The organism is Salinimicrobium profundisediminis, from assembly GCF_026241755.1.
In the GTDB taxonomy this organism is placed as follows: domain Bacteria; phylum Bacteroidota; class Bacteroidia; order Flavobacteriales; family Flavobacteriaceae; genus Salinimicrobium; species Salinimicrobium profundisediminis.
Genome location: NZ_JAPJDA010000001.1, coordinates 258,878 through 285,154, shown reverse-complemented (window position 1 = coordinate 285,154; position 26,277 = coordinate 258,878). Strand labels below are relative to the sequence as shown.

The 26,277-nt window shown below is 42.2% G+C and carries 26 protein-coding genes; 8 read left to right on the top strand and 18 right to left on the bottom strand.

Features of this window, described 5'->3' with window-relative positions; genetic code table 11:
* Positions 1-228 carry a DUF8828 family protein gene (locus OQ279_RS01125; RefSeq protein WP_266067909.1) on the top strand — a complete coding sequence of 76 codons (228 nt, stop codon included), beginning with the start codon at positions 1-3 and terminating at the stop codon, positions 226-228.
* Between the two features lie 3 nt (positions 229-231).
* A complete protein-coding gene (locus tag OQ279_RS01120) occupies positions 232-825 on the top strand; it encodes a phosphatase PAP2 family protein (protein WP_266067908.1) in 594 nt (197 codons plus the stop codon).
* Here OQ279_RS01120 and OQ279_RS01115 read toward each other — a convergent pair.
* Genes OQ279_RS01115 through OQ279_RS01105 form a run of 3 tightly spaced genes read right to left on the bottom strand, consistent with a single transcriptional unit; the run spans position 788 to position 3,735 of the window.
* Complete coding sequence (locus OQ279_RS01115) at positions 788-2,410, bottom strand: ArnT family glycosyltransferase (protein WP_266067907.1); 1,623 nt, start codon at positions 2,408-2,410, stop codon at positions 788-790. The genes OQ279_RS01120 and OQ279_RS01115 overlap by 38 nt on opposite strands.
* Positions 2,403-3,026, bottom strand: coding sequence for a lipid-A-disaccharide synthase N-terminal domain-containing protein (locus OQ279_RS01110; protein ID WP_266067906.1), 624 nt, complete (start codon positions 3,024-3,026; stop codon positions 2,403-2,405). The genes OQ279_RS01115 and OQ279_RS01110 overlap by 8 nt, the downstream gene beginning before the upstream one ends.
* On the bottom strand, positions 3,019-3,735 hold the full coding sequence (locus tag OQ279_RS01105) for a glycosyltransferase (protein WP_266067905.1): 717 nt from the start codon (positions 3,733-3,735) through the stop codon (positions 3,019-3,021). The genes OQ279_RS01110 and OQ279_RS01105 overlap by 8 nt, the downstream gene beginning before the upstream one ends.
* Before the next feature lie 140 nt (positions 3,736-3,875).
* On the opposite strand from OQ279_RS01105, the gene OQ279_RS01100 reads away from it, so the two are divergent.
* Positions 3,876-4,826: an NAD-dependent epimerase/dehydratase family protein gene (locus tag OQ279_RS01100; RefSeq protein ID WP_266067904.1), complete on the top strand. Its 951-nt coding sequence runs from the start codon at positions 3,876-3,878 to the stop codon at positions 4,824-4,826.
* Here OQ279_RS01100 and meaB read toward each other — a convergent pair.
* Positions 4,811-5,887 carry a methylmalonyl Co-A mutase-associated GTPase MeaB gene (gene meaB / locus OQ279_RS01095; protein ID WP_266067903.1) on the bottom strand — a complete coding sequence of 359 codons (1,077 nt, stop codon included), beginning with the start codon at positions 5,885-5,887 and terminating at the stop codon, positions 4,811-4,813. The genes OQ279_RS01100 and meaB overlap by 16 nt on opposite strands.
* A 72-nt stretch (positions 5,888-5,959) precedes the next feature.
* Between meaB and OQ279_RS01090 the strand changes: the two genes are divergently transcribed.
* The gene (locus OQ279_RS01090) at positions 5,960-6,391 is read left to right on the top strand and encodes an organic hydroperoxide resistance protein (protein ID WP_266067901.1); all 432 of its coding nucleotides are present in this window, start codon (positions 5,960-5,962) and stop codon (positions 6,389-6,391) included.
* A gap of 70 nt (positions 6,392-6,461) precedes the next feature.
* Here the strand turns inward: OQ279_RS01090 and OQ279_RS01085 are convergent, their stop codons facing one another.
* The 5 genes from OQ279_RS01085 to OQ279_RS01065 all read right to left on the bottom strand — a co-directional run bounded on the left by OQ279_RS01085 (position 6,462) and on the right by OQ279_RS01065 (position 11,320).
* Positions 6,462-7,958: a potassium/proton antiporter gene (locus OQ279_RS01085; RefSeq protein WP_266067900.1), complete on the bottom strand. Its 1,497-nt coding sequence runs from the start codon at positions 7,956-7,958 to the stop codon at positions 6,462-6,464.
* 58 nt (positions 7,959-8,016) lie between these two features.
* On the bottom strand, positions 8,017-8,676 hold the full coding sequence (gene msrA, locus OQ279_RS01080; protein WP_266067899.1) for a peptide-methionine (S)-S-oxide reductase MsrA: 660 nt from the start codon (positions 8,674-8,676) through the stop codon (positions 8,017-8,019).
* Between the two features lie 6 nt (positions 8,677-8,682).
* Positions 8,683-9,258: a hypothetical protein gene (locus tag OQ279_RS01075; protein ID WP_266067898.1), complete on the bottom strand. Its 576-nt coding sequence runs from the start codon at positions 9,256-9,258 to the stop codon at positions 8,683-8,685.
* Between the two features lie 185 nt (positions 9,259-9,443).
* Positions 9,444-10,223 (bottom strand): zinc ribbon domain-containing protein, encoded by a 780-nt coding sequence (locus OQ279_RS01070; RefSeq protein ID WP_266067897.1) that lies wholly within the window; start codon positions 10,221-10,223, stop codon positions 9,444-9,446.
* Positions 10,224-10,225: 2 nt separating this feature from the next.
* Positions 10,226-11,320, bottom strand: coding sequence for a Nif3-like dinuclear metal center hexameric protein (locus tag OQ279_RS01065; RefSeq protein WP_266067896.1), 1,095 nt, complete (start codon positions 11,318-11,320; stop codon positions 10,226-10,228).
* 212 nt (positions 11,321-11,532) lie between these two features.
* On the opposite strand from OQ279_RS01065, the gene lpxK reads away from it, so the two are divergent.
* A complete protein-coding gene (gene lpxK, locus OQ279_RS01060) occupies positions 11,533-12,540 on the top strand; it encodes a tetraacyldisaccharide 4'-kinase (RefSeq protein ID WP_266067895.1) in 1,008 nt (335 codons plus the stop codon).
* 96 nt (positions 12,541-12,636) lie between these two features.
* Here lpxK and OQ279_RS01055 read toward each other — a convergent pair whose 3' ends face one another.
* The 6 genes from OQ279_RS01055 to OQ279_RS01030 all read right to left on the bottom strand — a co-directional run bounded on the left by OQ279_RS01055 (position 12,637) and on the right by OQ279_RS01030 (position 18,809).
* Positions 12,637-14,865 (bottom strand): response regulator, encoded by a 2,229-nt coding sequence (locus OQ279_RS01055; protein ID WP_266067894.1) that lies wholly within the window; start codon positions 14,863-14,865, stop codon positions 12,637-12,639.
* Positions 14,866-14,894: 29 nt separating this feature from the next.
* Positions 14,895-15,929: a type I glyceraldehyde-3-phosphate dehydrogenase gene (gene gap / locus OQ279_RS01050; protein ID WP_266067893.1), complete on the bottom strand. Its 1,035-nt coding sequence runs from the start codon at positions 15,927-15,929 to the stop codon at positions 14,895-14,897.
* The gene (lipA, locus tag OQ279_RS01045; RefSeq protein ID WP_266067892.1) at positions 15,929-16,798 is read right to left on the bottom strand and encodes a lipoyl synthase; all 870 of its coding nucleotides are present in this window, start codon (positions 16,796-16,798) and stop codon (positions 15,929-15,931) included. Before lipA ends, gap begins: the two co-directional genes overlap by 1 nt.
* Before the next feature lie 129 nt (positions 16,799-16,927).
* Entirely contained in the window at positions 16,928-17,497 is a 570-nt protein-coding gene (locus OQ279_RS01040) for an RNA polymerase sigma factor (protein ID WP_266067891.1), read from the bottom strand.
* On the bottom strand, positions 17,488-18,588 hold the full coding sequence (locus tag OQ279_RS01035; RefSeq protein WP_266067890.1) for a glycosyltransferase: 1,101 nt from the start codon (positions 18,586-18,588) through the stop codon (positions 17,488-17,490). The genes OQ279_RS01040 and OQ279_RS01035 overlap by 10 nt, the downstream gene beginning before the upstream one ends.
* Positions 18,589-18,602: 14 nt before the next feature.
* On the bottom strand, positions 18,603-18,809 hold the full coding sequence (locus OQ279_RS01030; RefSeq protein WP_266067889.1) for a membrane or secreted protein: 207 nt from the start codon (positions 18,807-18,809) through the stop codon (positions 18,603-18,605).
* Positions 18,810-18,976: 167 nt separating this feature from the next.
* On the opposite strand from OQ279_RS01030, the gene OQ279_RS01025 reads away from it, so the two are divergent.
* Both OQ279_RS01025 and OQ279_RS01020 read left to right on the top strand, forming a co-directional pair.
* A complete protein-coding gene (locus OQ279_RS01025) occupies positions 18,977-19,615 on the top strand; it encodes a fasciclin domain-containing protein (RefSeq protein WP_266067888.1) in 639 nt (212 codons plus the stop codon).
* Between the two features lie 106 nt (positions 19,616-19,721).
* Complete coding sequence (locus tag OQ279_RS01020) at positions 19,722-20,333, top strand: fasciclin domain-containing protein (RefSeq protein WP_266067887.1); 612 nt, start codon at positions 19,722-19,724, stop codon at positions 20,331-20,333.
* 75 nt (positions 20,334-20,408) lie between these two features.
* Here OQ279_RS01020 and murB read toward each other — a convergent pair whose 3' ends face one another.
* From murB to OQ279_RS01005, 3 genes are all read right to left on the bottom strand, one after another.
* The gene (gene murB, locus OQ279_RS01015; RefSeq protein ID WP_266067886.1) at positions 20,409-21,422 is read right to left on the bottom strand and encodes a UDP-N-acetylmuramate dehydrogenase; all 1,014 of its coding nucleotides are present in this window, start codon (positions 21,420-21,422) and stop codon (positions 20,409-20,411) included.
* Positions 21,422-22,612, bottom strand: coding sequence for a pyridoxal phosphate-dependent aminotransferase (locus OQ279_RS01010; protein WP_266067885.1), 1,191 nt, complete (start codon positions 22,610-22,612; stop codon positions 21,422-21,424). Before OQ279_RS01010 ends, murB begins: the two co-directional genes overlap by 1 nt.
* 506 nt (positions 22,613-23,118) lie before the next feature.
* Positions 23,119-23,490: a DUF1573 domain-containing protein gene (locus OQ279_RS01005; protein ID WP_266067884.1), complete on the bottom strand. Its 372-nt coding sequence runs from the start codon at positions 23,488-23,490 to the stop codon at positions 23,119-23,121.
* A gap of 141 nt (positions 23,491-23,631) precedes the next feature.
* Between OQ279_RS01005 and OQ279_RS01000 the strand changes: the two genes are divergently transcribed.
* Positions 23,632-26,262 carry a valine--tRNA ligase gene (locus OQ279_RS01000; protein ID WP_266067883.1) on the top strand — a complete coding sequence of 877 codons (2,631 nt, stop codon included), beginning with the start codon at positions 23,632-23,634 and terminating at the stop codon, positions 26,260-26,262.
* Positions 26,263-26,277 lie beyond the last annotated feature (15 nt).

Below are 26,277 nucleotides of genomic sequence, written 5' to 3'. Positions count from 1 at the left end.
ATGGATTTTCCAAAATTCCTCTTAGGTGATAATACCGATTATCCCGACGCTATTTTTATAATTCATACTGAATTTCCGCGTTTTATATTAAATCTTGAAGACGATGAAGTAGAGTGGCTGGAAGATTTTGATGCCTCCGATGAAAAGGAACTCGCTTCTGAAGCCGAAGGCCTCATTCAACAGGCTAACGACTTTTATGATCGCGAAATTTCGAGATATGATGAATAGCCTATGGAGCAATTGGTAGAACTAGATCACGAACTTTTCCTATTTCTCAACAATCTTGGCGAACCTGCCTGGGATAATTTCTGGAATTTTATTACCAATAAATGGGCTTCCATTCCATTTTACGCACTGCTGGTGTTTTTCCTTTACAGGGCTTTAGGGTGGAAGAAAACTTTGCTTTCCCTGGTGCTTGTCGCATTAGTGATCACCTGTACAGATCAACTTGCAAACCTTTTTAAACACTATTTTGAACGCCCCCGGCCTTGCAGGCAGGCAGGTATTATGGAATATTCCCGCTTTGTTGCTGTGAGATGTGGCAGGTTTGGGTATTTTTCTGCGCATGCGGCGAGTTCGGCAGCCCTGGTGGTTTATTTAGGGATGATCCTTAAAAGTTACTGGAAGCACATCTTTCCGGTACTTATTTTCTGGGGATTGCTGGTTTCCTACAGCCGCATTTATCTTGGGGTGCATTATCCCGGCGATGTGCTTACCGGCTGGTTCTTTGGGATTGTAATTGGATGTGCCTTCTATCGTTTGTTCCTGTTCCTGGGGCGTAGGTTTTTTACTCCCGGCGACGCTCCAGCAGGTAAAACATCCTAATAAGCCTGCTTTTGTACGTAGAGGCTTTGGGGCTTACATAGTTGAGGTCATATCTCCTGGAAGACAGCACTCTAAAATCCCTTTTTAGAGTATCTATAAAAGCCGAATCTTTTTCCTGAAGTATAATACCAAATCTGTCTGCTTCGGGTAAACGTAGCTCGTCAGCGTGTAACTTCGGAATTGGTTCTCCATATTCCCATATAATTTCAGGAGTTTCTGAAACATATTCATACACCTGAAATTCTTCAGCTTCAGCAAACTTCTGAAGTTCATCAAAATTTCTGAAGTCAGGGTTTTTCAGAAAAGCATCTGAAAGCGGAAAGGCGAAGCTCATAATTCCGCACATAAAGGCTATTGTCAGAAAAAAGACATAAGGATATTTCCTCTTTTTCAGGAAGTACAATAAAGCTACGGCCAGCCCAAGCAGTATCACCGAAGCCGAAATATACCAGAACCAGTGCCCTTCAAGCTCCAGCATAAAATATCCTGCAATGGGGAAAGCCAGGCCAATTACAGCGATGAGTCCGTGATTAAAGTACACAACATAGCCCTCCTTTTTTGAAAGGTCTTTAAACCTTCTGAAAAGGTATTCTATATAAAAACTGGTATTGAGAGCCATGGGGATAAGCACCGGCAGGAGGTATCGGGACTTCTTTTCGGGGATAATTGACAAAAGGACAACGGCTGCAAGGGTCCAGAAAAGGGCAAATTTGTAAGCTTTTTTATTTGCGACTCTGTTCTTTAAATATGGATATAAGAGGGCAACAAAGGCAGGGATGGTCCAAATGCCGCTTTGAACAACAAAGCTCCAGTAATAATAAAAAGGCCGCACATTGTAATTCGTCCAGCGGGTGGCTTCCCGGGAGGTAATTTCTATAAAAGCAACAGGATCAGCCAGCCTTACATAAATAAACCACCAGCCGCCAATTCCCAGGGCCAAAACCAGGAGAACTAAGAAAGATTTCCACTTCTTTTTAAAACCTTTAAATTTATGAACACTTGCATAGGCAATTAGAAATGGTAGGAGCAGCGCGTAAAGGGAAACAGGGCCTTTGCTCATTATGGAGAAGCCCAGAAATATCCCTCCAAAAATGGCATTTTTGAGAAGGTTTTTTTCACTGCCGAAAAAATTCCATAGAAAGTATATGGCTACGAGCATAAAAGAATGGGTGAAAATATCCCATTGCCCGTTGCGGCCCATAAATATTATGTAGAATGAGCTGGCGAGAATCAAAGTGGCTAAAAAGGATTGTTTTAGGCTAACTTCAAGTTTTGGCAATAACCTGTAGAAGGTGTACAGCAGCAGCAAGGTGACCAGTGCCGCCGGCAGGCGCAGCCCAAATACACTGGTAAAGCCAAAGAGTATTCCACTTATGGCCGTAAGCCAGGTGGGTAAAGGGGGTTTTTCATATCGGGCTTCTGCATTGAGCGTAGTGAGAATCCAGTTATCGTTGGTCACCATTTCGCGGGCAGTAATAAAATTACGGGCTTCCATGATATTAATGTAAATAACATCAAGGTGCACCACGAAGATCAATGCCCATACAAGCAGGATGTAAAGCAGGTATTGCTGATTTTTAGTCATGTTCTCTCCTTATTAAAACCATATTTCTAACATAGATTACGCTGCCCACTATGTGGCCAACAAAAAGTACGGGATCTTTTCGAAGAACCGCATAGATAAGGATAAGGACTGAACCCGAAAAGCTGAGCAGCCAAAATCCCAAAGGCAAAACAGATTCTTTAACCTTTTCAGAATAAGCCCATTGATATACAAATCTAAGAGTAAAGATTACCTGTGCCGAAGACCCCAGCACCAATAGCCACAGTGGGATATTTTCGTTGTAGAGCAACTTCTCTATATCATAAGTGTTGTTGTTGTATGAATACATAAACAGTAACACCGGAAAGAAGTAGAGGAAAAGGCGTAACCATTTTGCCATTTTTTTCCATTCTCCCTGCAGCTGCATGTTTCTTATATAGATAAAATAGGTAAGAGCCTGCCCCAGCATAATTGAGAAATCACTTCGGAGGTAGCCATAAACAAAAAGCAAAAAAGAGGCAAAGAGTGAAACCTTCCAGAAACGGGCAGGGGTAAGCACCTTTTTTTGTTTTTCAGAAGCAATCCACTGTAGCAGGAGCCGGGTTGAGAACAGGATCTGCGCTGTAAACCCAATGCTGTAGACCAGCCAGCTATTCATTTTTTTCAGCTACTTTGTAGTTGATGTAACTTCTTTTCATCCACAAAAAAGCAAAACAATCTACAAGAGGGCCTGCCAACCGGTTAAGGAGGTGGAATTTTGCTTTTCCGGCTATACGTGCATAGTGCCTTACAGGAACCTGTTTTACCCTTCCATTTTGCAGTAAAACCATGGCAGGTAAAAATCGGTGCAACCCTTTGAACATAGGGATTCGCTTTGCATAATCGGCCTTGATCACTTTGAGGGGGCAACCGGTGTCATCCATCCCATCCTGGGTAAAACTGCGTCTTATGCCGTTAGCGATCAGGGAAGACAGGTTCTTTTTTACCGAATCTTTTCTATTGGTGCGCATCCCCGTCACCAGGTCATATTCACCAATGTGCTGCAGGAGCAGGTTAAAATCCTCGGGATCTGTTTGCAGGTCAGAATCTATATAACCTATGAGAGGAGTATCTGCATGATCAAACCCTGCTTTGATAGCCGAACTCAATCCATAATTGCGATCAAAAGAAATAAATTTAAAGGCTTCATTTCGGCGGGAAATCTCCTGTACAAGCTGCAGACTATTGTCTGTAGAGCCATCGTTGATAAAAAGCACGCAGGTCTTAACCGGTGCCTTTTTAATATAGAGATCCAGTTCCTGCTCTACTCTAAGCAAATTTGGCTCTTCGTTGTACAGAGGGACCAGAATGGTAAATTCGTATTTCATTAAATATGAGGTATGCGGCGCAAAGGTAATAATATTACATTTCCTGTGAGGTAGATGGTGAAGAAGTCTCTTTGAAATAATATTTGTTTCTTTGCAGAGGTAAAATACCTTGAATAATTAGGGAGAAAATTTTTTTGAGAATGAAAATACTGGTAACGGGTGCTGCAGGTTTTATAGGATCTCACACTGCAGAACGTTTACAACAAGAAGGTTATGAGGTCATTGGAGTAGATAATTTTTCTGATTACTACGATGTCTCCCTGAAAAAAATTAATACTGAATCTCTCTATGAAATAGGTATAGAGGTGATAAAAATGGATCTTCGGGAGACCGGTGATTATAAGCTTTTGCCTTCAGATTTCGATTTTATCCTGCACTTCGCAGCCCAGCCCGGCATTTCTTCTGAAAGTACTTTTGATGAATATTTTAGCAATAATGTGAGCGCTACACAGCATTTGCTCGAATTTGCAGAAAAGAATCCAAACCTGAAGCATTTTTTTAATATCTCAACTTCTTCAGTTTATGGCCTGGAGGCAACTTTCCCTGAAACTGTCGCTCCAAAGCCGGCTTCCTGGTATGGAGTTTCAAAACTTGCGGCAGAACAACTGGTACTGGCAAAGAGTCGCGCTAAAGAACTTAAGGCTTCTTCCCTTAGGTTGTTCTCGGTTTACGGCCCGCGTGAAAGACCCGAAAAGCTTTATACCAAACTTATCGCCTGCGGAATGAACGATGAGGTTTTTCCTATTTTTGAAGGGAGTGAAAAGCATCTTCGCAGTTTTACTTACGTGGGGGATATTGTAGAGGGTATCCTTAAAGCAATTCAAAAACATGAGATTCTGGATGGGGAGATCATCAACCTGGGTGCGGTAGATGAGCACAAAACCCAGCAGGGAATTGATATGGTTGAGCAGCTCCTGGGGAAAAAGATTAAGCTTGAGGTAAAGCCAAAAAGGCAGGGAGACCAGTCAAGGACTTTGGCCAATATTCAAAAGGCCAAAAAATTGCTCGGGTATGAACCCAAAACTACCTTAAAAGAAGGTTTGCGCCAGCAAGTGGAGTGGTATAAAAAATTTATTCATAATTCCCTGTAACGCTGTAGCAGAAAAGCTGCCGCTTCAAAAGGCGTGGTTTCATTATTTTCTAGCGCTTCTAACTGTTGCTTAAGCAGAATTTTGATCTCGGGTTCATTGTAGAACCTGCTTTTAAGGTGCTCATTAATGGTTTGTAGCAGCCAGAACTTATTCTGTTCATGTCGCTTTTTGCTGAAGTTTCCATTTTCTTTTAGCTTCTGCTCGTAGTCTGAAATGAGTTCCCACACTTCAGAAATACCTTCTTTGTAATAGGCACTACAGAGCAACACCTTGGGTTGCCATCCGGTTTCTTTGGCGGGATAGAGGTGAAGGGCTCTCCTGAATTCTGCACGGGCTCTTTCGGCAGGTTTCCTGTTCTCGCCATCGGCTTTATTGATCACAATAGCATCGGCCATTTCCATGATTCCGCGTTTAATACCCTGTAGTTCATCTCCGGCCCCGGCAAGTTTCAGTAGTAAAAAGAAATCGGTCATACTGTGCACGGTAGTTTCACTTTGTCCCACCCCTACAGTTTCAATAAGCAGCGTATCAAAGCCTGCCGCTTCGCAAAGAATGATGGTCTCGCGTGTCTTTTTTGCCACCCCGCCAAGGGAATCTCCCGATGGCGAAGGCCTTATAAAAGCATTTTCATGATTTACCAGCGTCTCCATACGGGTTTTATCACCCAGAATACTTCCGCCCGAAATGCTGCTGCTGGGATCTACAGCAAGCACAGCAACTTTTTTTCCGGCATCAGCCATGTGAACCCCAAAGGCTTCTATAAAAGTGCTTTTTCCAACTCCCGGCACACCGGTGATCCCAATCCTTATAGAATTGTTGGCGTATGGAAGGCATTTTTCGATAAGCTGCGCAGCCTTTTCCTGTTGCTTTGGCTGGTTAGTCTCCACCAGCGTAATTCCCTGGCTTAAAGCCGATTTGTCGCCTGCCCTAAGGCGGGTGAAGATTTCATCTATGGAGGTTTCCTTTCTCCTGGAATCCCTTATCTTTTTTGCCATTACAGCATTAACTTCTGAAGAGGGATGAGTGCCCTCAGATTCGTGTAGAGCAGATTTATTTTTCAAACCGGGATTAGTTTTTAGGTGGAGATCTTATTTGTATATTGAACTACTAAAATAACAAAATAAAAGATCATTATGAAGACATTGTATACTGGTGTTGCCACCACAACAGGCGGAAGAGAAGGAAATGTGAGAAGTGACGACGGAATTCTTGATCTGGACCTAAGTATGCCTAAATCTATGGGCGGAAAAGGTGCCGAAAAGACAAACCCTGAACAACTTTTTGCAGCCGGATATTCTGCATGTTATGGCAGTGCACTTCAGATTGTAGCAAAAAAACATAAGGTAGACCTCGGCGATTTTTCGGTTACCGCTTCAGTAGAACTGGGAACCACAGAGGATGGTGACCTCGAGCTTTCGGTAGTTCTCGATTCATATATTCCGGGGGTGGATGTTGAAACAGGAGAGAAGCTGGTCAACGAAGCACATGAAATTTGTCCTTATTCAAGAGCTACGCGAGATAATATTGATGTTACTCTTAACCTTATGCTAGACGACGAAGATTAAATCATTCATTCATACCATTCAAAAAGGGCATTTTTAAGTGCTCTTTTTTTATGCCCCGGCAGGAATGATGCTACAAATTGTTTTCGTCTTCTGTCTCAGGATCATAGTTTAGGTGCAGGCTGTTGTACACGGCTTCTATGTTGCGTTGATTTTCCATGAGCACAATTAGGGTGTCGTCTTCTTCTATTTGAGTTGCCCCGTTTGGGGTAAGGAATTTTCCGTTGCGGGAAATCATGGCAATGATGGCATTTCGGGGAAAATGAAGGTCTACAATTCTCTTACCTACAGAAAAATTTTCTGAAGGAATGGTGATCTCCCTAATTAGAGATTTGGTTCCATCAGCAAGAAATGCGTCAACAGGAGAGATCTTTTTTGCCTTTTTTGGAAGTGCAACATGTAGCCAGTGCGCTACTTTTGAAAGGGTTGTTCCCTGTACCAAAACTGAGGTGAGGGAAACGAAAAACACAATATTAAAGATCATGTGCGCCTTTTCAATTCCGGCTAAAAGCGGGTAAGTGGCAAAAACAATGGGAACTGCACCTCTTAGCCCCACCCAGGAAATATACCAGCGGCGGCGCATTTTCATCTTAAAAGGTGCAAGGCTAAGCATCACTCCAATGGGCCGCGCAATGAAAATGAGAAATACCGAAATCAAAATTCCCAGGCCAACAATAGGCACAATATCGCTGGGATAAACAAGTAGCCCAAGGGTAAGGAAAAGCACAATCTGCATAAGCCAGGCTACCCCATCAAAGAAGCGCATAATGGTTCTTTTGTGGATAAGATCCTGATTTCCCAGATAAACCCCGGCCAGGTACACGGCTAGAAATCCGTTTCCGCCCAGCCTGTCTGTAGCCGAAAACACCAGGAACATAAGTGCAACTGCCAGCACTGGATAAAGGCCTTCAAAATCGAGCGTGATCTTATTGATGATGATCTTGCTAAGCTTTCCGAAGAGAAAACCGAGCGCAGCACCTATCAGGATTTGCTGAAGGAAAAGTGGAATTATAGAAAGCAGGCTTTGATCCTGGTTTACTACCAGCCCTAAAAAGGCTATAGTAAGAAAATAGGCCATAGGGTCGTTACTACCACTTTCAAGCTCAAGCGTGGGTCTTATATTTGCTTTTAAGGCCATGTTTTTAGATCGCAGTATAGAGAAAACGGCTGCGGCATCTGTAGATGATACAATGGCTCCCAGCAGCAGGCCTTCATAAATAGTAAAATCTGTAATCGCCCAGACAAAGGTGCCAAGGGAGACTGCTGTAAATAGCACTCCAAGCGTGGAGAGGGAAATACCGTGCCAGAGAATGGGCTTAATACTGCGCCAGTTGGTGTCAAGCCCCCCCGAAAAGAGTATGAAATTCAAAGAAACAATTCCAATAAACTGGGCCAGTTGAGGATCGTCAAATTCAATTTTCCCAATACCTTCTGATCCTGCCAGGATTCCTACCGAGAGGAAAAGTATAAGCGTGGGGACTCCAAACTTATAGGACGTTTTTCCTGCCAGTATGCTTATAAGAAGTAAAAGTGAACCAATTAAGAGTACATTCTCTGTGGTAATATCCATTTATTGAAGGCTTGTTCCGATGGCGTAAAGAAAAGCAAAATTTAGCTTTTTTAAAGGCTTAGTCAGGTTGGTTCTCCTTGAGGAGCTGCGGAAATTTATTTTTAAACCTGTTCATTCTTGGTACCGAAACATTGCGGATATATGGATCATTGGGATTGTACTTCTTGTAATTTTGATGGTAATCTTCAGCTTTCCAGAACTTTTGGAAAGGCAAGACCTCTACAGCAATGGCCTTTTTATATTGTTCTGCCAGTTCTTTAAGTTTTTGTTCAATGATCTTTTTTTGTTGTGCATTTTGGTAAAAGATGATCGAGCGGTATTGCGAACCTATATCGGGCCCCTGTCCATTTTTTTGAGTAGGATCCATAGATCCAAAATACACATCGGTAAGGGTTTCGAAGTCAATGATTTCGGGGTCGTAGATCACTTCTACGGCTTCGGCATGGCCTGTACGGCCTGTATTGCTCTCTTCATAGGTCGGATTCTCAGTATGGCCACCCGAATATCCCGCGATGGCTTCTTTTACGCCCACCACGCTTTCAAACACAGCTTCAACACACCAAAAACAACCGCTCGCAAAATAGGCTTTTTTGAGACCGTTCTGGGTAGGAGCTTCCACAGGTTCGGCATTGGCAATTTCGGGCAGGGTCACTGTTTCTCCCGAAGAATTTCCGCAGGCAGTGAGACTAAAAATAAGAGTGAGCAGCAGGTATTTCATAATATTCTATTCTTTTGTGTAGGTTCCTTCTAGTGATTTTTTTCCGTAGAGGGCATATTCTGTGATAATTTCCCCATCTTTAGAAAAACCAAGCCAGTCCAGCTCAGTGCTGCCATCGGGTTGAAAAGTGAGGGTAGCAACCGGAGTATTGGTGTCAAATTCGTCCCAGGGCAAAGGTTTGTCGGGAGAACTTTCTCTTGATGCCGCAATAAAATAGACGTTTGCAGTATTTTCCCCAGTTTTTTCGCACCTGGCGCTTATGTACATTTTATCTTTATCTATACACCACTCTGTAGGCCTGTCATAAGATACCTCTATACAGTTGCAGTTGCAATCTGTGCCCTTATCGCTGTCTGACTTTCGATATTTTCCTGAAAATCCTGTGGCAGGTAAAGCCGATGCCTGTGCTGTTGCTTTTTCTGTTTGCAGGGCGTCCCGTTCCTTCTGAAGGTTTTCGGGCGGCAGGGTGTCGGCAGAAATTGTTTGGGTATCTATTCTTTCTGAAGTTTCCGAAGTAGCGTTGTTTCTGTCTTTACAGGAAAAAAGCACCACCGCAATAAGCATGAAAAGTAACTTTTTCATAGTTGTAGGTTTGGTCTTTAAAGATAAGCCATCCAAAATAGATTTCTGTGAAACAGATGTTAACGCAGAAGAAGATTGAAATTCAGGTTAGAGATCAAGAAATAATCTAACTCTTCACTTAAGATTTCCATCAACAAAAAACCCCTCACTTGCGTGAAGGGTTTTTAAAATTGATATGATGAAATTTAGAAGCTTTGGAAAAGCTCATTCATCTTTTGTCTTTCTTCCTGTGCCAGTTCTTCGTCTACAAGAATACGGCCACTGTGCTCATCGGTGATGATCTTTCTGCGTCCTGCAATTTCCATGATCACCTGCGGTGGGATGGTAAAGAAAGAACCTCCAGAGGCTCCTCTTTCAACAGGAACTACGGCTAAACCGTTCTTCACGCTGCTACGGATTCTCTTGTAAGCATTTACCAGGCGCTCTTCGATTTGCTGCTCATACTCTTTAGATTTGTCCAGTAGAGCTTTTTCTTCTTTTTCAGTTTCAGCAAGGATGGCATCCAGTTCCCCTTTTTTGTGGTCAAGGTGCTTCTGGCGCTCAGCTAACCGCTCTTTGGTTTGCTCAATAACGTCTTTTTTCTGGTCTATTTGAGCACGATACTCTTTGATTTGCTTTTCGGCAAGTTCTATTTCCAGTTCCTGAAATTCAACTTCTTTAGAAAGGGCGTTGAATTCCCGGTTGTTACGTACATTCTTTTGCTGCTCGTTATATTTTTTGATCAATGCCTGCGCATTTTCTATCAAAACTTTTTTGGTGTTGATCCCCTGATCGATCACTTCAAGGTCGGCATCCATTTTTTCCAAACGGGTATTAAGGCCTGCTACTTCATCTTCTAAATCTTCTACCTCAAGCGGAAGTTCACCTCGTACATTTCTTATTTCATCCACCCTGGAATCTATAAGTTGAAGATCGTATAATGCTCTTAACTTCTCTTCTACAGTAACATCGGTTTTTTTTGCCATAGTTAAAAATACTTGATAGGATTGGTTTCTGTGTTTGATAAAACGACTGCAAAATTAGCAAATTTTTTCTTAAGATAAGTAGTCAAAAGGGTTTTTGTGTACTGTTCGCTTTCGTAATGCCCAACATCAGCCAATACCAGTCTTTGCTCAGCTTTATAGAAGTCGTGGTACTTGAGATCGGCAGTGATAAAAATATCTGCCCCGGCCGCGATGGCCTGGTTAATAGCAAAGCTTCCGCTACCGCCCAGCACAGCCACTTTTTTGATGGGTTTTCCCAGTAACGCCGAATGGCGGATACACCCACTGCCAAAGGTCTTTTTTACCTGTTCCAAAAATGCCTTTTCTTCCATCTCTTCCTTTAATATCCCCGTCATTCCCATACCAATATGCTGATTTGGATTTTCGAGGGTCGTCACTTCATACGCCACTTCTTCATAAGGATGATTGTCAAAAAGGGCATTTAGAATGTTCTTTTCAAGATGCTTCGGGAAGGTCACCCCAATCTGCATTTCTTCCTCGTAATGGGTTTCGCCTTTTCTCCCTATCACAGGGTTGGATGCTTCATTTCCCCTGAAAGATCCGCTGCCGGCTACATTAAAACTGCAATGGTCATAATTTCCTATTGTGCCAGCGCCAGCGGCAAATAATGCCTCTCTAACTTCTGCAGCATTCTTTTTGGGTGCAAATGTGACTAGCTTTTTAATGGTACCGGGCTGGGGGATGAGAATTGTCCTCTCAATTAATCCCAGTTGTTCACAAATCATATCATTAACTCCCTTGAAACTATTGTCTAGCGCGGTGTGGATGGCGTAGATCGCAATATCATTTTTAATAGCCTTCAAAATAGCCCGCTCTACATAATTGCTGCCGGTAAGCTTTTTAAGCCCCGAAAAGATTATTGGGTGAAAAGCGACAATAAGATTGCAGTTCTTTTCAATGGCCTCGTCTACCACGGTTTCCAGTGTATCAAGCGTTACAAGAATTCCTGAAACCTCGCTGCCGGGAGAACCGGTGAGCAGACCTACATTGTCAAAATCTTCGGCATAAGCGGTAGGAGCAAATTTTTCTAACTCCCTAATTATTTCCTTAACTAACATTTTTCCTTTTTTGCTGAGTTTGTCAAAGATAAAAATTATCTGGCCAGGCTACCTTATTCAGTCTTCCTCTTCAGATTAAATTTATTTTGATTTCAGCAGGGGCAAAGTCGGTTGCACCAGGGTGTCAAAAATGGCAAATTTTAACTATCTTTTTTTCTGAAGTGGCTGAAAATGATCTTTTACGTTTCAGGAAAAAAATTACCTTCGCATTCATGTCGGCAAGAAAATTTCTTTATCCTTTTTCTATTCTTTACGGTACTGTGATGCGGGTTCGAAACCAGCTGTACGACCGTGAAATCTTACCTGTTCACAGTTTTGATCTGCCTGTTATTGCGGTGGGGAACCTAAGTATGGGCGGTACCGGTAAATCTCCCATGGTAGAATATTTGACCCAGCTGCTAAAGGTAAACTACAGGGTGGCCACCCTTAGCCGCGGATACAGAAGAAAAACCAGCGGTTATATCCTGCTTACCGGTACCGAAACAGCTTCGGAAGTTGGAGATGAGCCCCTGCAGTTTAAATACAAATTTCCTGAAGTAACGGTTGCTGTAGATGAGAACCGAAGTCATGGAATAGAAGAACTTCTGAATGTAAAACCAAAGCCTGAAGTAGTGCTGCTCGATGATGCCTTTCAACACCGAAGGGTAAAGGCCGGTTTCTATATTTTATTAACTTCATATTCAAAATTATACCGGAACGACCTTGTACTTCCGGCAGGTGACCTGAGAGAACCTGCATCGGGTGCAAAAAGGGCCAGGGTTATTGTGGTAACCAAATGCCCTGCAAACCTTTCTGTGGAAGAGCAAATGGAGATCGTAAAAAAACTGAAACCCACAGCAGGGCAGGAAGTTTTCTTTACGACTATAGCATATAGTGAAAAAGTGATGGGCAGAAACGGATCTTTTGCTTTAAAGGATCTTCAAAAAAGCCCTTTTACACTGGTAACAGGTATTGCAAATCCGCAGCCTATGGTTGAGCACCTCGAAGCGCTGGGGCTGAAATTTGAACATAAGAAGTTTAAAGATCATCACAATTTTACAGAAGCCGAACTGCGGGAGCTGCAACATGAGGAATTTATACTCACTACCGAAAAGGATTATATGCGGCTCAAAAATGAGATTTCAAGGGAGAAAATTTTCTACCTGCCTATTCAAAGCCGCTTCCTTCAAAGAAAAGAGGAGTTTGACGAACTTGTTTTGGAGTATGTGAAAAAAAAGTGAGACCCGGTAAGGTCTCACTTTTATCTTTTTTTGGCTAATTCAAACTATCATCTTAATAACTTGAATCTACCTGTACTCAAACCTTGTGCCACATTTTTAAATTGTGGCTTTTTGCTGACTTAAATATTTGTTTATTTTCTGAAAGAATTCTTCAGTTTTGTATGGTTTGGGTATAATATCATTAAAGCCGTTGAGGTAGAATTCATCAAGGCTCTCTTCTAAAGTTACCGCTGTAAGAGCAATAATGGGAATGCTTTCGTTGAACTTTCGTATTTCTCTGGTTGCTTCAATCCCGCTAATACCAGGCATGTGAATATCCATTAAAATAAGATCAAATTCGTTGTCTTTTACTTTTGTAATAGCAGTGGTTCCATTGTCGGCAACATCACAAATCACCTTATTCTTTTCCAGGATCTTTCGAGTGATCATTTGGTTGATCTTGTTGTCTTCTACAATAAGAATCTTTTTATTGTGCATAATGTCGTTTGATAGCGGCTCGGGAATCTCGTTGTTACTTTTTTGATCCTGCGGGCTGGCTGGTTCCATCGCCTCGAAGTTCAGTTCAAAATGGAAGAGAGAACCTTCTCCCAGTTCACTCTCCAGGTGAATTTCACTGTCCATTAAATTGAGCAGGTTTTTCACTATTGAAAGCCCCAGTCCAGTACCTCCAAACTTTCGATTTATTTGTAGTGAACCCTGTGTAAAGTTCTCAAAAATGGCTTTTTGTTTCTCCTTGCTAATTCCTTCGCCGGTGTCCTGTACTTCAAACCTTAGCAGCACCTTGCTGTCTTTCTGGCTTACGCGTTTAACCCGCACCCAAATATCACCATCTTCGGTGAACTTGATAGAATTCCCGATTAGGTTGATAAGAATCTGAGAGATCTTAAGCGGATCGCCCTTCAATTTCTTCGGAATTTCAGGATCAAACTCGATGTGAAGCTTGGTCTTTTTGTCTTCGGCCGAATTCTTTAAAGCAATCAGAACATCTGTAATCCTCTTTTTCAGATTAAAAGAACTTTCAAGCATTTCCACTTTTTTAGCTTCCAGCTTGTTGAGGTCAAGAATGTTATTGATAAGGGAAAGCAGGTATTCCCCAGAAAATTTGAGGGAATTGAGGTGTTCCTTTTGATTTTCTGTAGGGCTTTCTTCCAGCAGTAAATGAGTAAGGCCGGTTACTGCATAGAGAGGTGTCCTTAGCTCATGAGTGATGGTAGAGAGAAACTGGGCTTTGGCCAGTGATGCTTTCTCAGCGTTATCTTTAGCGGTAATTAATTCTGAATTTTTCTTCTGGAGTAAATCGTTCGCCCGCGCCCTAAGGTTGTTATTCTTGTATAGAGAAAGCGTTAAAAGCGAGAGGATGGTGATCAAAGCCACACTAAGAATGGTGGTGAGTTTGTTGACTTTAAGCGTGCGTTCAGCCTCTTCTTTTTTACGGGTCAACTCGCTCATGGTACTCTTCATAGAATCAACCCCATAGCGGGCACTGGCATCTACGGCAAGGGCCTCAGCATTTAAATTGTATAAAGAATCCTGTATTTTGTTGTTCTCACGAAGCAGCATTAAAGCCTCCTGGTAATTTCCCATTTCCTCCTGGAGCTGGCTCTGTACCAGTTTGGTATGCTGAATCATACCGGCAAAATTATTTTTTTGGGCAGTTTTCAAACTTTTTTCAGCTTCCGCCATTGCTTCCGCCAGTTGTCCTGAAGCCTGATAGGCACGTGCTTTGTAATAGTGAACCCGGGAACGTTCGTACTCGTTGTTTTGGATTCGCAATTTTTTTTCGGCTGAATTCAGCAGCGAGAGGGCCGCATGTGGTCTTTCGGCAGTATTGAGGTAGAGGATTCCGCGGTTGAGCTCTACAGCTCCAATTCCTTCGCTGTCCTCCTGTTTTTTGTAGAGGGCTTCAGCAAGGTCAAAATACTCGGTGGCACGATCAAAAATTTTCTTCGCAGTAAAGATCTTTCCGAAGTTAAGATAGCTATAAGCCAGGCCTTCTTCATCTTCTATTTCCCTCTGAATGGATATGGCTCGTTGCAGCTCGGTTGCTGCACGGTCATGTTCATGACGTACATAATAGAGCTGGGCCAGAATACTGCTGGAAAGGGCAATTAACCTTGGATGATCTATAGATCTTGAAAGTTCAAGTGCCGTGTTTAATTCGCGTAGAGCCTGATCAAAATGTATACTGTTAATTGACTCTTCTGCGTTTTCCAACAGTTGTTCAATAGTGGCATTTATTTCATCTACTTCCTGTAGGCTTTTTCCCTGGGAATAGGAAAAGGAAAAGTAAAGAAATGCCACCATTAAAAGAGTAAAGTTCTTCATTGGGACAAAATAACTGTGGATAAATATAACTATTTAATTGATACATGGGAAATTAAATCAATGAGCCGGCTGGAATAACCTATCTCGTTGTCATACCATCCTATGATCTTTACAAAGGTATCTCCCACTACAGAAGTCATTTGTGCATCAAATATACAGGAGTGGGGATTGCCTTTAATATCTATAGACACTATAGGATCTTCGGTATATTCAAGAATATTCTGAAGACTTCCTGCGGCAGCTTTTTTAAAGGCTGCGTTTATTTCTTCGATACTTGTGTTCTTTTCTACATGAAGCGTCATGTCGGTAAGGCTGCCGTTGGCTACCGGTACTCTTATTCCGCATCCGCCAATAACATCACTCAGCCCGGGGAATATCCTGGTAAGGGCTTTTGCAGCTCCCGTGGTGGTAGGCACGATCGACTGGCCGGCGGCACGGGCACGACGTAGATCTTTGTGGGGCTGGTCATGCAGGCTTTGATCGGTGGTGTAAGAATGTACTGTAGTGATATATGCTTTTTTCACTACCGCAAGTTCATTTACGATTTTCAACATAGGCGCGGCATTATTTGTAGTGCAGGAAGCATTTGAAATAATGTCTTCTGTGCCGTCAAGTATGTGCTCATTGACTCCCAAAACCACCATTTTTATGGAATCATCTTCGGGAGGCACGCTCAAGATCACCTTTTTGACACCTTGCTGAAGATGCGGCTCCAGGTCACTCCTTTTCTTGAACTTCCCGGTGCTCTCTACTACCACGTCAACCCGGTTTAGGCTCCAGTTAATGTCCGCCGTGTGGGTATGATTATAAACAGGTATCTCTTTTCCGTCTATTACTACGGAAGCTTCTTTGGAAGAAACCTCTTTTTTGAGTACTCCGTGGATGCTGTCGTACTTAAGCAGGTGAGCCAGTGTGGCGGCAGGGGCCAGGTCGTTAATTGCCACTACTTCCAGATCTTTATGATCTAAGAGCAGCCTGAAAAGATTTCGGCCTATGCGCCCAAACCCGTTGATCCCAATCCGGATCTTTTCTTTTGATGCGGTTGAAGGTCTTGCGCCCTCCATTATGTAAGATGTTTTTGAGCTTTGTACGAAGATCTTACCAAAGCACCACTTTCTACATGCCTAAAGCCCATTTCAAGCCCAATAGTCTCGTACTTTTTGAACTGCTCTGGAGTCACAAATTCGTGTACCGGAAGGTGCTGTTTTGTAGGTTGCAGGTACTGGCCAATGGTGACAACATCTAGATCAACTTCCCGCAGGTCTTTAAGCGTTTGTATCACTTCATCTTCTTTCTCACCCAAACCAAGCATGATGCCCGATTTTGTTCTGTTCACTCCCTGTTGTTTCAGGTATTTTAGAACCTGAAGGCTGCGTTCATATTTCGCCTGTATACGTACTTCGCGCGTGAGCCTCTTTACAGTCTCCATGTTGTGCGAAACAATCTCGGGATTTACTTTGATAATACGGTCAATATTTCTCTCCACTCCCTGAAAATCGGGGATTAGGGTTTCAAGAGTCGTGTCGGGGTTCATGCGGCGAATCGCGCTCACGGTCTCTGCCCACATAATAGAACCCATATCTTTAAGGTCGTCACGGTCTACGCTGGTAATTACAGCATGTTTAATCTTCATCAGCTTTATGGAACGGGCAACTTTTTCGGGCTCATCCCAGTCCAGGGTTTCGGGTCTTCCGGTTTTTACGCCGCAAAATCCGCAGGAACGGGTACAAATATTTCCGAGGATCATAAAGGTCGCCGTGCCTTCGCCCCAACATTCTCCCATGTTTGGGCAACTTCCGGAGGTGCAAATCGTGTGAAGGTTATACTTATCTACCACACTTCTAAGCTCGGTGTATTTTTTTCCGGTAGGTAATTTTACCCTTAACCACTTCGGTTTAGGCGTTCTTTGTGTAGGGAGTTGCTGTGTTTCCATAGGTGAGCAAAGGTACAACTAGAATGCCTAAAAACAAACGTTAAATACCGGTTGCGTTTTGCCTCTTTTAGCAGAAAATCTTCCGAAGAAAATGGCATTTTAAGCACCTTAACTTCTCAAAAATGGCGTTTAGGACGTTCTTTTTTCTATGACCTCGGCCAGCAGCTTTTTTGCCCGCAACAACTTCACTTTTACGTTGTTAATAGGCTCCTGAAGATGGGTAGCAATTTCTTTATAGCTCTTTTCCTGAAAATACCGCAGATGGATCACTTCCTGGTAGTGCGGTTTCAGTTTTTTAATGTCTATGAGCAGCTGGGCCAGGTTTTGTTCGGTAATTAGGGTGTCCTCAATACTGGGCGTTTCATCGGGAATTCGGTGCACCCGGTCATCTTCTTCATCGGTAGTGCGAGATCGTATTGAAGCGTTCTTTTTTCTTACCAGGTCTACATGAATATTTTTAGAAATGGTAATGATCCAGGTCTTAAAAGTGTATTTGGGATCAAAAGTGTCAATTTTATCGAAGGCTCTTGAGAAAGCCTGAATGGTGATATCTTCGGCATCATATTCGTTCTGGGTGCGCTTAAGCTGAAAGCCGTAAACATCGTTCCAAAACCTGTCTAAGAGATAATTAAAGGCTGCTTGTTTCCCCTTTTTCGCCTTTTCAATTTGTTGCTGAAGGAGGTCTGGCTCTATTTCCAATTAGTGGGTTTTGAAAAAATATTAGAGATAAATATAGCTAATTGCGCCGAAACCAGGAACAATTCGAGAAACGGAAAAAGCCAGAAAAGGTCGGTTTCTCCAAACTTCTTGCCCGAGTTGTAAAATACCACTCCCTGTACAATCCATCTTACCGCCAGTAAGAATAAAGCTACCTGCCAAAAAGGGCTTTTTAAGAGGATAAAAAAGAAGATCCAGAACAACAGCTGGGAAGTGTAGAAGAGACCCAGCATTAAGCGGTGTTCTTTTTTGTAATGGGAAGCAGCCGAAACGTGCCTCCTTTTTTGGGTAAACCACGCCTTGAGCGTAGATTTTGGGACACTGCGGGTAATTCCCACAGGTGAAAAACAAAGGGCGGTGTTGGTTTTAGTAGCGGCGCCGTTTACAAAAAGATCGTCATCTCCCGATTTTATGTGCAAATGCGTGGCAAAACCATTTTGGGCAAAAAATTCTTCGGAAGTATAGGCGAGATTGCGGCCTACACCCATGTAAGGTTTGCCCCAACTGGCATAAGAGAAATACTGAATTGCCGTAAAAAGCGTCTCAAACCTGATAAGTTTGTTGAGTAGGGAGCGGGATTCAATAAAATACCCGCCGTAGCCAATCACAATGCTTTTTTGGTCTTCAAAGTGGGCGCTCATCTCCTTAAGCCATTCACTGGTTTCGGGCCGGCAGTCGGCATCAGTAAATAAAAGGTAAGGTTTTTTAGCCTTTTTGATGCCTAAGGTAATTGCGTATTTTTTGTTGGCCCAAAAAGCTTCGTTGTTTTGAACGTCAACTATTTTTACCCTGTCGTCACTTTGCTGAAATTCTTCAAGCACTTCAAGAGTCTCGTCTACAGAGGCATCGTTGATCACCACCACCTCAAAATCGGGATGATCTTGCGACAGGATCGCTGGAAGAAAATTTCGCAGGTTTTCGGCTTCATTTTTGGCACAAATAATTACCGAAACCGGTAGCTCCTTATAAGCCGGCTGACTTTCATTTTTGGCAAGGGCAAACCTGAAAAATCCCAGGTAATAACATAGGTTGATTAGGCCAATGACAACAAAGGCAATAAGGATGGTTAGCATTTATGTGGTGGGAATTATTTTACCGGTTGAGGTTGATCACAATCTTTTGCTTCATCGGGAAGTTTTCCGCAGTAACTGCAGGCTTCTCCTTCCTTGTTGAGAAAAGGGCTTTGACTGGCACAGGTCCCACTAAATTTTCCATCTTTCTTTCCCCAAATCTTAATGGCAATCCCGGCAACAGCCAGTCCTAAAAGTACTATGGTGATTAATATGAGTTCCATAAATAGAATTTTGTGCAAAAATAACGAATAATGACCACTATAAGAAGGGAATAGGATTTTTTTCTTAAGGCTTCATTACCACAATTTTAACTAAAATTTAGTGCCGCGGGAGAGGTAATGGATTTATAAGGTAATAAATTGCAGGTAAAGCTTAAAAAACCCACGATATGCGATACAAATTACCAAAAATTTTGATCATTTTTCTTTTTGCCGGGCTTACATCCTGTCAGGATAAAGAAAATAAAAGTGATTCAGAAGTTGATATTATCCCTGCGGAAGAAAAGAAAGATGAACTTAGCAGCTCAGACCGGCCGATGCCGAGAAGCTACATGCTGGCCAAAATGCGCGAGAATGATGAGCTTTCTGCTTTTACTGAAGAATTTCAGAGATCAGGGCTTGAAGAAGAATTTGAAGGAAAGGAAGGTATTTATACCATTTTTGCCCCTTCAAACGCAGCGTATGACCGTATCCCTGCCAGGCAAATTAATCCCGATACCGACAGTCTCACGTCTAACGCCGATCTTATGCGTTATTACATGGTAGAAGGTGAAATGACCGTAGATTATCTTCGGGAAAGGATCAGGACTTCAAAAAATGACAGGTACGAGTTTAGAACCGCTTTGGGTGAAAAACTCTGGGCTACCCTTGAAGGTGACAAAATTGTACTTACAGATGTATTGGGCAATAAAGCTGCTATTGTGACTTCAAATATGGACGAGTACTACGGGGTTTACCACATCATTGATAATGTGTTACAACCCGGTGAAAAACGTCAGGATAATGGTGAAAGTGAAACTGAAGGTTAAAAATTCTTGCTTCGGAAGAAGACATTTTTAACTCAGGATTATAATTTATTGTTCGGCTCTACACTGCTTTTTAATAAATTAAATAAAACCTGAAAATATTAATACTATGAAGATTAGAAATATAATGATGTTAAGCGGATTTGTAATGATCTTGTTTAGCGCATGTAAGAATAATGAAACCAAGACAGATGATGCAAGCCTTGAGGTACAGGAAGAGAATTTTGAAGAAGGTGTCGAAGACTTACGCCAAAGGAACGCAACAGTAGATGCTATTGAAGGAAACCCCGAGCTTAGTACGTTTGCTACCGGTCTCAACACCTGGAATGTGGAAGATACTTTAGACCTGGTAACCGAGCCTTACATGGTGTTTGCGCCAAGTAACAGGGCTTACAGCAGGGTTTACAGGCAGCAGGGCTATGACATTTTAGAAACCACGCCAGAATCTGTCATCCCGTACCACATAGTAAAAGGTAATTTTACACGGGAAGAACTGAAACAGGAAATTGAAAATGTGAATGGCACTCTCATACTTTCCACTTTGGAAGGAGAAAACATCACCTTTAGCCTTGATGGCGATAACATTGTGCTAACGGGTGCTACAGGTGAAAAAGCTAACATAACCGAAAGCTTCGAAATTGAAAACGGTACTGGTTATATTATAGATAAAGTATTACTTCCTGAAGGAATTGACACAGTGACTATAACTCCAGAAGAGTAGGGGGTGTAGTTAACAGAAAAGGAAAAAGGGTTCCAAAAATGTCATTTTTAGAACCCTTTTTTGATGCTTTTTATTTTAGATGATATTGACTTCCGGGGAAATTTCGATCCCGAACATATCCAAGATCTTCTGCTGGATCTTTTCAGCGAGCTGAAGGATATCCAGGCCTGTGGCATTTCCGTAGTTTACCAGCACCAGTGCCTGCCTGGTATGCACCCCGGCATCTCCTTCACGGTAGCCTTTAAGGCCAGCGTGGTCTATGAGCCAGCCTGCAGGGATCTTTACCTGCTGCCCGTCAACCTCGTAAAAGGGGATTTCAGGATATTGCTGTTGTAGCTTTTGTAAAACTTCTTTTGAAACTACAGGATTCTTGAAAAAACTTCCGCTGTTGCCCAACTCTTTCGGATTAGGCAGTTTAGATTGGCGGATGCTTATAACGGCTTCAGAAACATTGGCTATTGTAGGTGTTTTTACACCTTTATCTTCCAGAAATTGATCTATAGAACCGTAAGTAGTATTCAGTTTATGATTATTCTTACTAAGCCTGAAGCTAACACTTGTTATAATGTACTTTCCTTTCGCTTCATTCTTAAAGATAGAATCTCTGTAGCCAAAGTGGCATTCTTCTTTTGTAAAGGTCTTTAATTGCAGCGTTTGGATGTCCAATGCGGTGCAGCTTTCAAAGCTGTCTTTGAGTTCCACACCATACGCGCCAATATTTTGGATTGGAGCAGTGCCCACCTTCCCGGGGATCAGGGAAAGATTTTCGAGTCCGCCAAAAGAATGGTCAATACAGTACAGGACAAACTCATGCCAGTTTTCACCAGCCATGGCCTTTACCAGTACGTCGTTCTTGTTTTCCTCAAGAATCTCAATGCCCTTGAGGTTTATATAAACCACTGTTTTCTGAACATCTTTTGTGAGCAACATATTGCTTCCGCCGCCAAGAATGAATAATTCTGAAGCATAAGTGTTCTTCAAAACTTCCCGAAGTTCTTCTACAGAAGTTACTTCTACGAAATTGCGCGCCTTTACATCTATTCCGAAGGTGTTATATGGCTTCAGGGAAATATCCGATTGCATTTTCATTAGCCCTTGTACTGCTTAAGCGCTTCTTTAAGGATCTCTAATGCCCTTATAAGATTTTCCTTTTTAAGAACGTAGGCGATCCTCACCTGGTTAGTCCCGGTATTTGGCGTAGAGTAAAAGCCTGCAGCAGGAGCGATCATAATGGTTTCATTATCCATTTCAAAGCTTTCCAGGAGCCATTTGGCGAAATCTTCGGCATCGGCGACAGGTAATTCAGCAATACAATAAAATGCACCTTTTGGATTGGCTACTCTTACTCCTTCAATCTGTTCAAGGCCCTGCACCAGGGTATTTCTTCTGGAAGTGTATTCTTCTATAACTTCATCAAAATATTCCTGTTCAGTATCGAGGGCCGCTTCGCTGGCAATTTGAGCAAAGGTTGGAGGGCTAAGGCGTGCCTGTGCAAACTTCATGGCTGTGGCCATAAAATCGGCATTTTTGGAAACTACACATCCAATTCGTGCGCCACACATGCTGTAGCGTTTTGAAACAGAATCTATCATGATCGCATTCTGCTCCAATCCCGGTACGCTCATAATAGAGTGATGTTTTGCACCGTCGTAAGCAAATTCGCGGTACACTTCATCGGCGACAATAAAGAGGCTGTGTTTTTTAACGATCTCGGCCAGTTGATCAATTTCTTCTTTTGTGTAAAGATACCCTGTTGGGTTCCCCGGATTGCAAATAAGAATTGCCTTAGTGTTGGGAGTGATGAGCTTTTCAAATTCAGAAATTGGAGGGAGCGCAAAACTGTCCTCAATTTTCGATTTTACAGGAACTACAGTAACCCCCGATGCTGTTGCGAAGCCATTGTAGTTTGCGTAAAAAGGCTCTGGAATGATCACTTCATCGCCAGCATCACAAATGCTGCCCATGGTAAATAGTAAAGCTTCAGATCCGCCGGTGGTAATGATCAATTCATTAGCTGTAATCTCAATGTCGTGGTTCCTGTAGTACTTAGCCAGTTTGTTGCGGTAGCTTTCAAAACCGGCAGAATGGCTGTAAGAAAGCACTTCAATATCGGTATTTTTGACTGCTGCAAGTGCTTTTGCAGGAGTTTTAATATCGGGTTGGCCAATATTCAACTGATAAATGGTGCGGCCCTTTTTTATTGCAGCTTCTGCGTAAGGAACTAATTTTCTTATAGGAGATTCGGGCATAGCCTGCCCTTTACGAGAAATATGTGGCATATCTAAAATTTTGGCTTACAAAGTTGCGAAATTTTAAATTGAGAATAATATTTTTCCTGATTTTTATCCTTTCTGAAGGATATTCAGCGTAAAGCATCAGGAGTTGCCAATGAATTGTGATGAAGATTAAATTTCTTAGTGATATTGGTGTTTGAAAAGCTGAAATTATGAGGTATTTCTGAAATACTTCAGCAAAACTGGCGAAAAGAGAATATGAAAGAGCGCTTTACCTTCCAAAAAAGGCATTTTGAAGCTGCCTTTTATTACTTCCGAAGTAGAGAAAGCGAAACTTTTTCAGAAAAACTTATGAGGGGGAGAAGGGTAGAGCTTCAAACCCTTCAAAAATGGTATTTTGTGCTAAAAAAACTACTGAAAATGAAAGGAGGCTGCTTTAAAAGCCTGTTTCCGTGAACCTGAATCTTGTTACAGGTACTTCCTGAAATGCTTCAGAAAACGGAGTGGTAGCTTTTAAAACAACCTCCTCAAAATGTCATTTTTGGAAAGTTTTATTCCAGAACTTTTCCTTTGATCTTTATTGATTTGGCAGGCACATCGGCATTAGAATAAACGGTGATGGTTTTTCTAATTGGGCCTACTCTTTTGGTATCATATTTCACTTTGATCTCCCCGGTTTCTCCGGGAGCAATAGGATCTTTTGGTTTTTCGGGGATAGTACATCCGCAGCTTGAAGTAACATCTGTAATTACCAGGGCAACATTTCCGGTATTTTTAAATTCAAAAACGCGAACGCCATCACTGCCTTTCTCTATTTCGCCGTAGTCTATTACTTCAGACTTAAATTCGATTTTTGCTGTTTCCTGCGCCTGTACAGCGTAGCCTGCAAAAACAAAAAGGGCAATTGCAATTAATTTTTTCATGGTTTTTAGTTTTTTCAGAATTGTAAATATACTACTAATCTGTTTATTGTAGCAAATAAAAAGGCAATCGGCTGCATCGCCTTTTATAATCCTGAAGTTATAATTACTTTTGCACAGATATTCCAAAAACCGCACCAAAGTATGTCTGTAGCATCAAATTACGTAGCCCGGGAAGTTGAAACCAAGTGGTATGATTACTGGATGAAGAATAATTATTTTCATTCTGAAGTTGACGAAAGAGAACCGTACACTATCGTAATTCCGCCGCCCAATGTTACTGGGGTGCTGCATATGGGGCACATGCTCAATAACACCATTCAGGATGTGTTGATCCGTCGCGCACGGCTGCAGGGCTACAATGCCTGCTGGGTGCCGGGGACAGATCATGCCTCTATTGCTACAGAAGCCAAGGTAGTTGCCAAATTAAAGGCAGAAGGAATAGATAAAAATACCCTTTCAAGAGAAGAATTTCTGGAACATGCGTGGGAATGGACCCATAAGCATGGCGGGATAATCCTGGAACAGCTCAAAAAACTTGGAGCTTCCTGTGACTGGGACCGTACAAAATTTACGATGGATGATGATATGTCGGCTTCGGTAATAAAAGTGTTTGTTGATCTTTATCGTAAAGGCCATATTTACCGCGGTTACCGTATGGTGAACTGGGACCCGCAGGCGAAAACCACACTTTCAGATGAAGAAGTGGTGTACCAGGAGCAGCAGGGGCAGTTGTACTACCTTCAGTATAAAATTGAAGGAACAAATGATACGCTCACAATTGCTACTACCAGGCCCGAAACTATTTTGGGAGATACTGCCGTGTGTATTAATCCCAATGATGAAAGGTTTAGTCACTTAAAAGGTAAAAAGGCAATTGTTCCGCTTTGTGAGCGCGTAATCCCTATTATTGAAGATGAATATGTTGATATTGAGTTTGGGACGGGATGTTTAAAAGTGACCCCGGCGCACGATGAAAATGATAAGGTGCTTGGAGATAAGCACAATTTGGAGGTGATTGATATTTTTCATGATGATGCTACGCTTAATTCCTTCGGAATGCATTATGAAGGAATGGACCGTTTTGAGGCGCGAAAAAAGATAGTTGAAGAACTGAAAGAGAAAGGTATACTGGTTAAGACCGAAACTCACTTAAACAAGGTGGGCACCAGTGAACGTACCGGCGCTGTAATCGAGCCAAAACTAAGTGACCAGTGGTTCCTGAAAATGAAAGAACTGGCCCGGCCCGCACTTGATGCCGTACTGGAGAAAGAGGTGAACCTGGTACCCGAAAAATTTGTAAATACTTACCGTCACTGGATGGAGAATGTTCGCGACTGGAACATTAGCCGGCAGTTGGTTTGGGGGCAGCAAATTCCTGCATATTATTATGGAGAGGGCTACGAAGATTTTGTTGTAGCCGAATCTCCTGAAGAAGCTTTAACGCTGGCCAGAGAAAAATCGGGCAACAATGAATTAACTGCCTCTAATCTTAAGCAGGACAAAGATGCTCTTGATACCTGGTTCTCTTCATGGCTTTGGCCAATAAGTGTCTTTAACGGGATTCTTGAGCCCGATAATAAGGAGATCAATTACTATTATCCAACAAATGACCTGGTAACGGCGCCCGAGATTCTCTTTTTCTGGGTAGCACGTATGATCATTGCCGGATATGAGTACAGAGATAAAAAACCTTTTAATAATGTTTACCTAACGGGGATTGTGCGCGATAAACAGCGTAGAAAAATGTCAAAATCCCTGGGTAATTCCCCAGATCCTCTGGGGCTCATAGATGCTTACGGCGCCGATGGGGTGAGGGTAGGAATGCTATTGAGTTCCCCTGCCGGGAATGATCTTATGTTTGAAGAAGATTTATGTAAGCAGGGAGCAGCATTTGTAAATAAAATTTGGAATTCGTTCAAGCTGGTAAATTCATGGGAAGTTTCAGATAAAGCCGAACAACCTGAAGCTGCAAAGATTGCTGTGGAATGGTACAGGGCGAAATTTCAGAAGAGCCTGCACGAGATTGAAGATAACTACAAAAAGTACCGTATAAGTGATGCTTTAATGGCTACTTATAAGCTGGTATGGGATGATTACTGTTCCTGGTTCCTTGAGATGGTAAAACCGGCTTACGGGCAGCCTATGGATAAAGCAACTTTTGATGCTGTTACAGAGATCCTGGAGAACAACCTTAAAGTTCTTCACCCATTCGTGCCATTTGTTTCAGAAGAAATATGGCAGTCAATGAAGCAGCGAAATGAGAAAGAAGCCCTGATCATTTCCTCATGGCCCAAAAATGAGGAATTTGATGCTTCTCTTATAGATGAATTTGTAGTGGCTTCAGAAGTGGTTTCGGGGATAAGAACTATTAGAAAAGAAAAGAACATTTCTTACAAAGATCAAATTGAACTTCAGGTACTCAATAATGAGAAACTTGGCAGCACGTTTGATCCTATCATTGAGAAAATGGGAAATATCTCATCTTTGGGCTATACTCAGGAACAAGTAAAAGGAGCTCTTTCTTTCCGGGTGAAGTCTAATGAATATTTTATTCCTGTGACTGGTGCAGTTGATGTTGAAGCCGAAAAAGCCAAGCTTGAAGAGGAATTGAACTATACCCGCGGATTTTTAAAATCGGTAGAGAAAAAGTTGTCTAACGAAAAGTTTGTGAGCGGGGCACCTGCAAAAGTGGTAGATATGGAAAAGCAGAAAAAAGCTGATGCCGAAGCTAAAATTGAAGCAATTCTTGCCAGTATAAAGGCGCTTTCTTAGACAGATTATAATTTC

Bases quoted from the DNA above. Each gene is read 5' to 3' on its own strand.
- OQ279_RS01125 (WP_266067909.1), top strand. From the start codon at position 1: ATGGATTTTCCAAAATTCCTCTTAGGTGATAATACCGATTATCCCGAC.
- OQ279_RS01120 (WP_266067908.1), top strand. From the start codon at position 232: ATGGAGCAATTGGTAGAACTAGATCACGAACTTTTCCTATTTCTCAAC.
- OQ279_RS01115 (WP_266067907.1), bottom strand. From the start codon at position 2,410: ATGACTAAAAATCAGCAATACCTGCTTTACATCCTGCTTGTATGGGCA.
- OQ279_RS01110 (WP_266067906.1), bottom strand. From the start codon at position 3,026: ATGAATAGCTGGCTGGTCTACAGCATTGGGTTTACAGCGCAGATCCTG.
- OQ279_RS01105 (WP_266067905.1), bottom strand. From the start codon at position 3,735: ATGAAATACGAATTTACCATTCTGGTCCCTCTGTACAACGAAGAGCCA.
- OQ279_RS01100 (WP_266067904.1), top strand. From the start codon at position 3,876: ATGAAAATACTGGTAACGGGTGCTGCAGGTTTTATAGGATCTCACACT.
- OQ279_RS01090 (WP_266067901.1), top strand. From the start codon at position 5,960: ATGAAGACATTGTATACTGGTGTTGCCACCACAACAGGCGGAAGAGAA.
- OQ279_RS01085 (WP_266067900.1), bottom strand. From the start codon at position 7,958: ATGGATATTACCACAGAGAATGTACTCTTAATTGGTTCACTTTTACTT.
- msrA (WP_266067899.1), bottom strand. From the start codon at position 8,676: ATGAAATACCTGCTGCTCACTCTTATTTTTAGTCTCACTGCCTGCGGA.
- OQ279_RS01075 (WP_266067898.1), bottom strand. From the start codon at position 9,258: ATGAAAAAGTTACTTTTCATGCTTATTGCGGTGGTGCTTTTTTCCTGT.
- OQ279_RS01070 (WP_266067897.1), bottom strand. From the start codon at position 10,223: ATGGCAAAAAAAACCGATGTTACTGTAGAAGAGAAGTTAAGAGCATTA.
- OQ279_RS01065 (WP_266067896.1), bottom strand. From the start codon at position 11,320: ATGTTAGTTAAGGAAATAATTAGGGAGTTAGAAAAATTTGCTCCTACC.
- lpxK (WP_266067895.1), top strand. From the start codon at position 11,533: ATGTCGGCAAGAAAATTTCTTTATCCTTTTTCTATTCTTTACGGTACT.
- OQ279_RS01055 (WP_266067894.1), bottom strand. From the start codon at position 14,865: ATGAAGAACTTTACTCTTTTAATGGTGGCATTTCTTTACTTTTCCTTT.
- gap (WP_266067893.1), bottom strand. From the start codon at position 15,929: ATGGAGGGCGCAAGACCTTCAACCGCATCAAAAGAAAAGATCCGGATT.
- lipA (WP_266067892.1), bottom strand. From the start codon at position 16,798: ATGGAAACACAGCAACTCCCTACACAAAGAACGCCTAAACCGAAGTGG.
- OQ279_RS01035 (WP_266067890.1), bottom strand. From the start codon at position 18,588: ATGCTAACCATCCTTATTGCCTTTGTTGTCATTGGCCTAATCAACCTA.
- OQ279_RS01030 (WP_266067889.1), bottom strand. From the start codon at position 18,809: ATGGAACTCATATTAATCACCATAGTACTTTTAGGACTGGCTGTTGCC.
- OQ279_RS01025 (WP_266067888.1), top strand. From the start codon at position 18,977: ATGCGATACAAATTACCAAAAATTTTGATCATTTTTCTTTTTGCCGGG.
- OQ279_RS01020 (WP_266067887.1), top strand. From the start codon at position 19,722: ATGAAGATTAGAAATATAATGATGTTAAGCGGATTTGTAATGATCTTG.
- murB (WP_266067886.1), bottom strand. From the start codon at position 21,422: ATGAAAATGCAATCGGATATTTCCCTGAAGCCATATAACACCTTCGGA.
- OQ279_RS01010 (WP_266067885.1), bottom strand. From the start codon at position 22,612: ATGCCACATATTTCTCGTAAAGGGCAGGCTATGCCCGAATCTCCTATA.
- OQ279_RS01005 (WP_266067884.1), bottom strand. From the start codon at position 23,490: ATGAAAAAATTAATTGCAATTGCCCTTTTTGTTTTTGCAGGCTACGCT.
- OQ279_RS01000 (WP_266067883.1), top strand. From the start codon at position 23,632: ATGTCTGTAGCATCAAATTACGTAGCCCGGGAAGTTGAAACCAAGTGG.